Origin of the sequence: Alkalibacterium sp., assembly GCF_046484155.1 — a bacterium.
Classification (GTDB): domain Bacteria; phylum Bacillota; class Bacilli; order Lactobacillales; family Carnobacteriaceae_A; genus Alkalibacterium.
Genome location: NZ_JAWOBT010000101.1, coordinates 1 through 5,966 on the forward strand (window position 1 = coordinate 1; position 5,966 = coordinate 5,966).

The following is a 5,966-nucleotide window of genomic DNA, read 5'->3' on the forward strand; positions in this document are numbered from 1 at the left end:
TTTTATCCCAGTCTTCCCCGTTTCCTTTATCAAGCGGCCAATGAATCAGATAAAGATCTAAATAATCCGTTTCTAATTTTTTCAATATTTCTTCCACATTGCGTTTTACATCCATATAACCATGTCCATCAATCATTAAATTACTGGTTAAAAACAACTCTTCTCTTGGGAATCCACTCTTTTTAAGTCCCCGACTCAATATTTCCCCGTTTTGAAACCCATTTGAACTGTCAAGATGGCGAAAGCCCACGTCAATAGCTTTAACAATCGACTGAACAGCTTTTTCTTCATTCGAATTTTTACAGATTTCAAAACCGATCACCGGCATCTTCTTTCCATTATATAGAGTAACCGCATCCATTTTTATTCCTCCAATTCTATCAATCAACAAGTTGACTCAACAATTGATCTATCATAACTAGTATACTATAGATAAGGTTTCTATCCTATTATCTTAAATTCCCTCAACCTGTCCACTTCACACTGTCGTTCATCATACTGCAGATGAACTTGTCTCCTCATTATATCGAAAAAACTCTCAAACACATTGTCAAAGACCTTTTTTTGACCAAATTCATCAGACTATTTTTTCCATTTCTTTAACCAAATCGCCGATGCTCTCATTTTCAGTCATTGCGGTAGGGATCATACCTTGTTAAACAATATTTACGCAGATATTATATTGAGCAAATTCAGCAGCCGCAGCTTTGGCGATCTTTCTGACGGCAAAACCAGATTTTATATAGGCTTGTTTGTCGACGCCACCGGTAATGACCGTAACTTTCTCATCTAAACTCTCAATTTAAAACACTTCTTTACAATATTTCAAATCTAACAAGTCTTTTTTTGTTATAAGTAAAAAGGCTTACGAGATTTTGCCTTCTCCTCATATTAATCATTATCTAGTTACGATTTGGTATACTGATTAGTGACTGCAGTATAACAGTGTGATTTTTCAAACTTGATTTCATATTGGAAGCTTATTGTTACCAATAAACTATCTTAAATAAAGCATGATCTACAAGGTGTTTTTAAGGAATTTATTTAGAAAAGTGATTGCCGGATTTATTGGTAAAAACTAGCCCTATGAGCGGTAATCTTATACATTCGGTAATTTGAAAAGTTTTTCATTGTTTTCATTAATGTACTTACCGAATTCTCCCAGGTTCGACGCTTTGAGGATTGCAATTTCCTCCTAAGTGTCGAACTTTGACCAAGTTCGACACTTAGAGAAAGCTAGACCGTCTGTAATTACCGAACCGGGCTTCATTCGGTAATTAGGAACACATCTTTTTTTCAAACTGTCGAATAAGCAGCATCTTCGGCAATTAGCTGTCTATCTGATTGCAGAACTTACCGAAGTTCGAGTAATTCGGTAAGTTCTGACTAAAATCTCATTCCAAAGTGCCGAAGTTACAACATATGCTCAAATTTAATTAAAAAAGACCACAAAATATCTTGATCACTCATTTATTTTGAAATTTTGACAGATTCCATCATTTTTTCTTGTATACATAAGTGAAGGAACAAAGGAGGGTGACATTTTGGCGGACGATAAATGGATAATCAATACGATTAAAAAGCGAAACGAGCTGGGACTTGAGGAATTGATCAATAAATATGGTGGACTATTAAAAGCCATCATTCAAAAGCATCTCTATGCACTTCCCGGTCATCAGGATGAATGTTTAAATGACGTTTTTCTCGCTGTCTGGAATAATATTGAACAGTACGATCCATCAAAAGCGAGTTTCAAAAACTGGATAGCGGTCATTGCAAAGTACCGGTCTATTAATACACTGAAAAAATATAGAAACGAATTAAAGACTGTTGGATGGGAAGAACATCTAGAAACGCAACATGTACATAACGACAAGCCTTTATCAGAAGAATTATGGGAAATTCAGTTGGAAGAATTACTTGCACCACTTAATGGGAAAGATCGCATTCTGTTTAAAGACATATTTGAGTCAAAGGATTCGACTGAAGTCATTGCTGAAAAACATGATTTGACCACAGGTGCTTTATACAGTCGTTTCTCACGAGGAAAATTAAAAATCAGACGACACTTCGAAAAGAAAGGAGAGTCAAGGAATGAATAACGACAAAAAACTTTACCAATTACTTAATCAGGTGAAAACAGATATAAGTGATTACGACGAAACTTCATTATCCGACCAGGAAAAAGCTGATCTTTTAACTTCTGTCAAAAGCAGACTCGATCATTCATCCACTAAGCAAACAAAAACTACTAACTGGAAGAAGCCTATTTTATTGATTGCCGCTGCACTGCTGCTTGCCTTTCTAGGTTTGCAGACCCCAGTCGGCCAACGTGTTCAAGCGGCTGCCTCCTCTTTCTTAGAGAACTTTCGGTATACGATCACTGATGCTTTAGGTATAGAAGAACGGACAACCGATGATACAAGTATAGCCGTCGATCAGGTTCAGACGATTGGCGATGCTGAAATAAAAGTTGAGGATATACTTATTTTTGACGATTTACTACTCATCAACATACTCGCTGATTTGGGAGAGTCTCTAGAAGACTATCATTTTGGAGGGATAGAGAATAAAACCCTTTCTATAAATGGACAAGCAGTCACTGGCTCGATGTCAAGTTACGGAAGAACAGTCAGTGAAGAGGATGCTGTTCATAACCGAATATTAGTTATAGACTTAGATGAAGATTTTTCAATGACCGACAATTACACCATAGAAATCACTTTAGAAGATCTTTTTATTATTGATATGAAAGACAATGCCAAAAGAGACGAACGTGTGCCACCCGTTGAAGGGAAAGCAACATTTTCTGTTGATACGACAAGGGACGAACTTCAGAAACACACAAATAAATATTCTATTGATCAGGAGTTAAGTACTGATCTCTATGATTATTCCATTAACAACTTAAACACACACCCACTCTTCAGTTTCATTGAAATAACTTCAGACAATTGGACTGATATACCGTTTGAAGTAATTGAAATACGCGGAGAAGATAACCGGGGTAATGAACTGATATTTACTGGACACAGCTACACGTATAACGGAGCTGAAGATCACTATACTGGACGGCTTGCCTTGTCTGAAGAAGATTCTGATATCACCAGCGAACAGATGCTGGAATCAGAAGAACTTCACCTTCAGTTTTATTCTGCCGAGTTTCCAGAAGATGTCGGTATGCTCAACTTCACTTCTTATGGCAAGCCGTTTACAATCGAACTGAATCAATAGTCTGAGAACGTATCTTGTCTGAGAGTGCCATGCTGGAACTGGCGTAGCAATTGAAGTCCGAGCTGGAAACGATTTAAAACTGTAGAAGACACCTCTAGAAATCTAGAGGTGTCTTCTGTATTATTCAATTATATTTTTCGGTTGTCCTTTTAAAAACGCCAGGGTATTGTCAAACGCAATTTCTGCCCGCTTGACCATGGCTTCGTCTGTTAGATAAGCGACATGCGGGGTCAATACTGCATTTTTTGCATGCCGTAATGGATAGTCACTTGGAAGTGGCGGCTCCATGTCGAACACATCGATACCTGCCCCGGCTAGTTTCTCTTCGTTAAGCAACTCTGCCAAGGCCTGATTATCAATGATCGGTCCCCGTGCACAGTTGATGAGTACGGCCGACGGTTTCATCTTAGCCAGCTTCTCTCTGGATAAAAAGTTTCTCGTTTCATCATTCATAGGCAGGTGGACAGACAGGATGTCGCTTTGTTCGAGGACCTCGTCGAGTGCTAAATACGTTAGTCCCAGATCTTTCGCCGCGTCTTTTTCCGTACGGTTATAACCTATCAGCTTCGCACCGAACGCTTTGAACAACTGAGCAGTCCTGATGCCAATGTTGCCTGTCCCGATTATGCCTACCGTTTTGCCTCTGATCTCACTCCCTTGAATCATTCCCGGGAATGATCCTTTTCTGATATCTTTATCCCCCTGCGAAATGGAGCGGTATAGATCGAGTGTCAGACCAATAACGAGTTCGGCCACCGACTGATCGGAATACCCGGCCGCATTGGCTACTTTGATTTCTTTTTCCTTGGCAGTCTTTCGTGCCACATGGTCCACCCCTGTGAAAGCGACATTGATCAGTTTTGTCTGGTTCAGCTGTTCGACGACTTCTTTCGGATAAGGGTTATTGGCGATCATGACGACATCCACATCCTGGCTGCGTTTTAAAAGTTCATGAGGATCGGTTGTCTTTTCATCATAATAAACGAACTCGTGGCCCAGCTCTTTGATTGGCTGAGCCAGCATTTCTATCGTTTCCTTCGGTACTCTCAACGGTTCGAGCAAGGCTACTTTCATCTTTTTCTTCCTTTCGCTCATTTTCTGTTAAAGCATTTCTTCCGCCAATAATTTATAGGTGTTCAAACGCTGTTCTTGCGAATGTGCGATACTGCAGATCATGGCTTCCTCGAAACCGTACGTCTTCTGATCTTTATACAAGCGCTCAGCGACTTCTTTCGCCGTCCCGACCAAGTGGATCTGTCTATTTGTCTGGATTGCTTCACGCTCGTCATCGGTCAGCTTATGCTTTTGTGCTTCTTCGGGTGACATAAGCGGTGACATGCGTCCCTGACCCAGACGAATACGGGCAATGTCTTGTGGTTTCGCCTGAAATTCAGCTTCTTCTTTCGTTTCCGCGACAGTCACTAGATAAGCCACGCTTATTTCCGGTTTCTCCATGAATGCTGAAGGCACAAACCGGTCTCTGTACAAATCGAATATCTCTTTGCGCATCGCATTGAGCATGAAAAACTGAGCAAAGGAGTATCCCAGTCCTCTTTGACCTGCCTCGATGGCACTGTTCCCACTTGACCCTAACAGCCACGCTTCCGGCAACGTCACTTTCTGCGGCGAGGCCGGTGTTTTGCTATAAAGAGTTTCATCAGGGATATCGTCTTTTATCAAGTCCAGCGCGACATCCAACTTTTCGTATAAGTGGTCAAAGTCGGGATCGTTCCCTTGTGCCAATGCATGGATGGCATTCTGATCGCCACCCGGAGCGCGTCCCACACCGTAATCGATCCGTCCCGGAGCCAGGGCGCTTAACGTCTTGAACACTTCCGCCATTTTAAGAGGCGAATAATGCATCATCATGGTGCCGCCCGTCCCCAGACGGATGTGTTCTGTTTTAGCGGCGATATACGCCACCACCACTTCTGGAGCAGAACTGGCAAAACTGGAACTGCCGTGATGTTCCGCCATCCACATGCGATAGTACCCCAATTCTTCTGTATATTGGGCCAATTCCACGGCTTTTTCCAAAGCCCCTTGCCCTGTATTCCCACTTGTGATGGGCGCCTGATCGAGTACACTTAATCTCATTATTCATTCGTCCTTTCTTCAATTCTTCCATGCATACTATACCATTCAAATCACCTGGTGCCCTACTAAACAAATCGTTATTTTTACCGATCGATCGCTGAGTCTTTTACTAATTCCGCCTGATCTGAGTCATGCCCTGATAGGATCATGAACCTGTTCATCGAATTCGGTCAGCGTTTCAGTTTCAGTGTAGCGAAGCATCTCATATCAGCTTACCACTGAGCGGGATTTTCATTTGAGCAGCAACTAGCGAAAACCTTACTGGCTACTCAGCAATTGATTTTTAAGGAGTAGTCCCTAAAATGGGATTATCCTTCCCGCTGAATGAACTCATGTCTTTGAGCGGTCACTAGACAAGGGCTATACGTCCCACTCCACAGCAGACACTGATTCAGCAGGTACTAAGAGGTCCGCTTACTTTCTGCTGAGTCACAACACGTTTCTGACTGGTCACTTAAAGCCCGCTATGATGCCTGCTCCAGATGCTGATTCATTTGAATAGGCACTTAAAAAGCTTATACTGCCCGCTCCAGAATCATTTATCTGCGAGCAGTCACTAATGAAGCCTCTCTCAGAAGATACTCAACAATTGAACCGATTCAGTCAATCGACAGTCGCTCACAAGCTGAAAAAAG

General features: G+C 41.6%; 5 protein-coding genes. 2 read left to right on the forward strand and 3 right to left on the reverse strand.

All coding sequences use genetic code 11. From position 1 onward, the window contains the following. Positions 1 to 361: aldo/keto reductase (locus tag R6U02_RS07085; RefSeq protein ID WP_410262915.1), on the reverse strand; the 361-nt coding region annotated here is incomplete at its 3' end. 1,183 nt (positions 362 to 1,544) lie between these two features. Here R6U02_RS07085 and R6U02_RS07090 point away from each other — a divergent pair. After that, on the forward strand, positions 1,545 to 2,102 hold the full coding sequence (locus tag R6U02_RS07090) for a sigma-70 family RNA polymerase sigma factor (protein WP_410262916.1): 558 nt from the start codon (positions 1,545 to 1,547) through the stop codon (positions 2,100 to 2,102). Continuing rightward, entirely contained in the window at positions 2,095 to 3,234 is a 1,140-nt protein-coding gene (locus R6U02_RS07095) for a hypothetical protein (protein WP_410262917.1), read from the forward strand. The genes R6U02_RS07090 and R6U02_RS07095 overlap by 8 nt, the downstream gene beginning before the upstream one ends. A 120-nt stretch (positions 3,235 to 3,354) precedes the next feature. Here the strand turns inward: R6U02_RS07095 and R6U02_RS07100 are convergent, their stop codons facing one another. Together R6U02_RS07100 and R6U02_RS07105 are read right to left on the reverse strand one after the other, a co-directional pair. Continuing rightward, positions 3,355 to 4,308, reverse strand: coding sequence for a 2-hydroxyacid dehydrogenase (locus tag R6U02_RS07100; protein WP_410262919.1), 954 nt, complete (start codon positions 4,306 to 4,308; stop codon positions 3,355 to 3,357). Positions 4,309 to 4,335: 27 nt separating this feature from the next. Continuing rightward, positions 4,336 to 5,331 carry an LLM class flavin-dependent oxidoreductase gene (locus R6U02_RS07105; protein ID WP_410262918.1) on the reverse strand — a complete coding sequence of 332 codons (996 nt, stop codon included), beginning with the start codon at positions 5,329 to 5,331 and terminating at the stop codon, positions 4,336 to 4,338. Positions 5,332 to 5,966: the final 635 nt, after the last annotated feature.

Excerpts from the sequence above, each read along its gene's own strand:
- R6U02_RS07095 (WP_410262917.1), top strand. The coding sequence starts at position 2,095 with ATGAATAACGACAAAAAACTTTACCAATTACTTAATCAGGTGAAAACA.
- R6U02_RS07100 (WP_410262919.1), bottom strand. The coding sequence starts at position 4,308 with ATGAAAGTAGCCTTGCTCGAACCGTTGAGAGTACCGAAGGAAACGATA.
- R6U02_RS07105 (WP_410262918.1), bottom strand. The coding sequence starts at position 5,331 with ATGAGATTAAGTGTACTCGATCAGGCGCCCATCACAAGTGGGAATACA.